Annotated in this window: 1 protein-coding gene (only partly in view); it reads right to left on the bottom strand. The window is 69.7% G+C overall.

Annotation, left to right across the window (positions count from 1 at the left end; all coding sequences use genetic code 11):
* Positions 1 to 24 precede the first annotated feature (24 nt).
* On the bottom strand, positions 25 to 4,472 hold the 3' portion of the coding sequence (locus ACIA8G_RS28265) for a type I polyketide synthase (RefSeq protein ID WP_396421697.1). Its footprint extends 23,092 nt past the window's final position; the window shows 4,448 of its 27,540 coding nt (coding positions 23,093-27,540); the start codon falls outside the window, past its right edge; its stop codon occupies positions 25 to 27.

Raw genomic sequence — 4,472 nt, 5'->3', positions numbered from 1 at the left:
CGCGCTTCCTTCTCGGATCGCCCGTCAGTCCATGGCGTCCCCGATCGCCAGACGCAGGAGGGCTTCGCCGTCCATGTCGTCGATCGATTCCGCCTCGGCTGCAAGCACAACATCCGGAGCGCTGTTGTTTTCCCCACTCTCCTGGGCAAGTTGCAGCACCAGATCCAGCAGACCGGCCTGGCGCAGCCGGCTGATCGGGATCGACGCGAGCGTCTCGCGCAGGTGCGCTTCCGGGTCGTTGCCGGTGGTCACGATCTCGCCGAGCAGCTCCGTGCGGATGAACTGGGCCAGCGCGTTCGGCGTCGGGTAGTCGAACACCAGCGTCGCGGGCAGCGCCACGCCGGTGACCGCCTTGAGCCGGTTGCGCAGGTCCACGGCCGTCACCGAGTCGAATCCGACGTCGCGGAACGCCCTCGACGGCCCGAACGCCTCCGCGCTCTCGAAGCCCAGCGTCGCCGCGGCCTCCGTGCGGACGAGGTCGAGCAGTGTCCTGGCGCGTTCCGCTTCGGGCAACGCCAGCAGCCGCTCCTTGAGCCCGGAATCGGTCGTCTCCGGTTCTTCCAGGGCCTTCTGGACCGACGGGATGCCCATCAGCAACGGACTCGGCCGCGACGCGGTGAAGCTCGGCGCGAACTTCTCCCAGTCCATGTTGGTGATCGTCAGCGAGGTGTGGCCGTCCTCGACCGCCTGTTGCAGCGCGGTGATCGCGAGGTCCGGTTTCATCGTGTGGACGCCGCGCCTGCGCAGCTGTTCGGCGCCTTCCTCGTTCTCCGACGCCATGCCGGTGTCGGCCCAGGCACCCCAGGCGATCGACGTCGCCTTGAGCCCGTGGGAGCGGCGGAAGTGCGCAAGGCCGTCGAGGTAGGCGTTCGAGGCCGCGTACGCGGGTTGCGCGCCGCTGCCCCAGCTCGCCGCACCGGACGAGAACAGGATGAACGCGTCCAGATCGCTCGTCAGCTCGTGCAGCAGCCAGGCCGATGTCATCTTGGCCTTGAGCAGCCGGTCCAGCTGGTCGATGCCGAGCGCGTCGGTCGGTGCGTTGCCCTCGACGATGCCGGCGGCGTGCACCACCGCCTTCAGGTCTGTGACGCTGTCGATCACCGCCTTCAGGCTTTCGCGGTTCGACGCGTCGCAGGCCGCGATGGTGACCCTGGCCCCCAACGCTTCGAGTTCCGCGCGCAGTTCCGCCGCGCCTGGGGCTTCGTCGCCGCGGCGGCTGGTGAGCAGCACGTGCTCGGCACCGCGCCCGGCGACCCAGCGGGCGACGTGGCCGCCCAGGGCGCCGGTGCCGCCGGTGATCAGGACCGTGCCGCGCGGCGTCCACTCGGTGGACGTGGCCGCGCGCTGGGCCGGGACGAGGCGCCTGCCGTAGACGCCGGTGTCGCGGACCGCCAACTGGTCCTCGCCGCCGCCGTTGGTGATCGCGGCGACCAGGCCTTGCTCGATCTGGCCGTCGATCGTGTCCGGCAGGTCGACCAGGCCGCCCCAGCGGCGCGGGAGGTCGAGCGCGGCGACCCGGCCAAGGCCCCACAGTGCGACCTGGCCGGGGTTCGCGACGTGGTCGGTGGCACTCGTGGAGATGGCCTGCCTGGTGACCGCCCAGAACGGCGCGGTGCTGCCCACGTCACCGAGCGCCTGCACGAGCAGGACGTTCAGCGCGAGGCCGAGCGGGGTCGAGGTGAACTCGGCGTGCGGCGTGTTCTCCGTGCCGAGCAACGAGATCACGCCCACCGGTTCGATGCCGACCAGTTCGGTGGCGAGCAGCGCTCGTTCGGCGTTGGGTTTGACGACGACCTTCACGACGTCCTGCCCGAACGCCTCCAGGACCCTTTCTGCCCACTCGTCGTGGCCCTCCGGGACCGCCGCGAGCCAGGTGCCGTTGATGCCGGTGGCCTGGACGCCGCGCAGGAGCTGCCACGAGTCGCGGTAGCGCCAGCCGTCCACAGTGGACTGCGTCTTCTGCTTCGCGCGCCATTCCCTGAGCGCGGCGACTCCTTGCGCGTCGATGCCGAGCGTCTCGGTGAGGTCGCCGTTCTCGACGAGCTGCCAGAACGCGCTGTCCTCGGCGTTCGTCGTCTGCGTGCCCGCCTTCGGCCAGAACCTGCTGCGGCTGAACGGATACGTCGGCAGGTCGATGCGTTTCCCGCCGGGGTACCGCCAGTCGACGCCGAGTCCCGCGACCCACGCCTCGGCGAGGGAAGTGGTGAACCTCTGGTTGTTGCCTTGGTCGCGGCGCAGCGAGCCGACCGTGATGATCTCCGTGCCGTCCGCCTCGGCCGTGGCCTGGGCGGACATCGTGAGCACCGGGTGCGGACTCGACTCGACGAACACCCGGTAGCCGTCCTCGATCAGCTTCTGCGTGATCGCGACGAACTCGATGGGGCGGCGGGCGTTCTCGTACCAGTAGTCGGCGTCGAGGGTCGTCGTGTCGATGCGTTCTGCCTTGACCGTCGAGTAGAACGCGATGTCGCTCGAGCGCGGCGTGATGGTGCCGAGGAGGTTCATCAGCTTCTCGCGCAACGGCTCGACCTGCGGGCCGTGCGAGGCGACCGTCGACGCGACGATCCTCGCGCGGATCTCCCTGGCCTGGCACAACTCCACGAACGCGGTGAGCTCGGGGATCGCGCCCGCGACCGTGCACGCGGTGGGGCTGTTGATGCCCGCGATCGACAGCACCGGCCACTGCTCGATGAGCGCGCGGGCTTCCTCGACCGGCAGTGCCACGCTGGCCACCGCGCCATTGCCGACGAGCTCGTCCGCGAACAGCTGGGACCGCAGCACGACGATCTTGGCCGCTTCGTCGAGGCTGAGCGCCCCGGCGATGTAGGCGGCGCCGATCTCGCCCTGGGAATGGCCGACGACCGCCGTGGGCTCGACACCGTTCGCGCGCCAGGTCTGGGCCAGCGACACCATCACCGCGAACAGCGTCGGCTGCAGGATCTCGATGCGGTCCAGCAGTTCGGCCTCGCCCCGCAGGACATCGATCACCGACCAGTCGACGAGCTTGCCGATCGCGGTGTCGCACTCGCGGATCCAGTGCGCGAACGTCTCGTCCTCGTCCAGCAACTCGACGGCCATGCCGTGCCACTGCGAGCCCTGGCCGGGGAAGATGAACACCGGCGCACTGTCCTGCGCCACGCCCTGGATGACTTCGTCACCGATGAGCACCGCGCGGTGGTCGAACAGCGACCTCGTCGTCAGCAACGAGAACCCGACGTCCGCGACCTCGCCCTCGAGCGCGCGCACCTGGTCGATGCGGGCGCGCAGCGACCCCGGCGACTTCGCCGACACGACCAGCGGAATCGATCCCGACTGGGCCCCCCAGGGGGAGACCGAGGTCCCCACTCCAATCGTCCCACGAGGGTCTGACAATTCCGGAACCGTCGCGTTGTGAGTGGACCGTTCATGCGCGGGGGCTTCTTCGAGGATCATGTGCGCGTTCGTGCCCGAGATGCCGAACGCGGAGACGCCCGCGCGGCGCGGATGGCCGTTGGTTTCCCACTCACGAGCCTCGGTCAGCAGCTCGACCGTGCCCTCCGACCAGTCGACGTGCGACGACGGCGCGGCCACGTGCAGCGTCTGCGGGAGCAGGTCGTTCTGCAGTGCGAGGACCATCTTGATCACGCCGGCGACACCCGCGGCCGCCTGGGTGTGGCCGATGTTCGACTTCACCGACCCCAGCCACAGCGGCGTGGCCCGGTCGGAACCGTAGGTGTTGATCAGCGCCTGAGCCTCGATCGGGTCGCCCAGCGCCGTGCCGGTGCCGTGCGCCTCGACGACGTCGACATCGCCAACGGACAGACCGGCGTTCGCGAGAGCAGCACGGATCACCCGCTGCTGCGACGGACCGTTGGGCGCGGTCAAGCCGTTGGAGGCGCCGTCCTGGTTCACCGCGGAACCGCGAATCACCGCCAGCACCTGGTGCCCGTTGCGCACGGCATCGGACAGACGCTCCATCACGACCATGCCGACGCCCTCGGACCACCCGGCGCCGTCCGCATCGTCGGAGAACGCCTTCGAGCGGCCGTTGGCCGCGAGAGCGCCCTGACGTGTCAGTTCAGCGAACGCGTACGGCGTGGTCATGATCGTCGCACCACCCGACACCGCGAGAGAGCACTCGCCGCCTCGCAACGCCTGCACCGCAAGGTGCATCGCGACGAGAGAAGCGGAGCACGCCGTGTCGACCGTGACGGCCGGCCCCTCGAAGCCGAACGTGTAGGACAGGCGGCCCGAGATCACAGAGGCCGCGAGACCCGTGGCCGCGTGGCCCTCGGTGTCCTCGGCCGAACTGGTCAGCAGGGTCGCGTAGTCCTGGCCGTTCGTGCCGACGAAGACACCGGTCTGCGATCCGCGCAACGACAGCGGATCGACGCCCACCCGCTCCAGTGCCTCCCACGTGGTCTCCAGCAGGAACCTCTGCTGCGGGTCCATCGCGAGCGCCTCACGCGGCGAGATCCCGAAGAACGCCGGAT

It is taken from the genome of Lentzea sp. NPDC051213, assembly GCF_044455585.1.
Taxonomy (GTDB): Bacteria; Actinomycetota; Actinomycetes; order Mycobacteriales; family Pseudonocardiaceae; genus Lentzea.
This window is presented reverse-complemented; position numbering and strand designations above follow the sequence as displayed.